At 47.5% G+C, this 520-nt stretch carries 1 protein-coding gene; it reads right to left on the minus strand.

Annotated elements, in window-relative coordinates:
• Nucleotides 1–520: amino acid ABC transporter ATP-binding protein (locus RVS70_RS22000; protein ID WP_321134843.1), on the minus strand; the 520-nt coding region annotated here is incomplete at both ends.

Consider the following 520-nt stretch of genomic DNA (forward strand, 5'->3'; position numbering starts at 1 on the left):
GTCAAACAGTTCTTCTGGCGTTCCCTGTTCGATAATATGGCCGTCTGCCATAAAAATCACTTGATCAGCCACCTCTTTTGCAAACGCCATTTCGTGTGTCACGATGATCATCGTTGTTTGTTTTTCCGCAATGGATTTGATGACCTGAAGCACCCCTGTGACGAGCTCAGGGTCNANCGCTGACGTTGGTTCATCCAGTAAAATCGCATGCGGATTGACCGCAAGCGCCCGGGCGATGCCAATTCGCTGCTGCTGGCCGCCGGACATTGTGATCGGATAGCTGTCAGCCTTATGCTCCAGACCGACTTGTTTCAGAATCTCCATTCCAATGCGTTTTGCTTCGTCGCGTGATTTGTGTTGAGCCACAATTAAAGCTTCTGTAATGTTTTGCAAAGCCGTTTTATTTTTAAACAGATTGTAGTTTTGAAAAACCATGGCCGTTTGCTGGCGAAGCCGGTGTGCTTCTTTGCGTGTGAATTTTTCCGCGTTCAGTTTGGCTTCTCCAATTTCAATGATGCCT

The sequence above is a fragment of the Virgibacillus sp. M23 genome, assembly GCF_034190895.1.
Taxonomy (GTDB): Bacteria; Bacillota; Bacilli; order Bacillales; family Amphibacillaceae; genus Virgibacillus; species Virgibacillus salarius.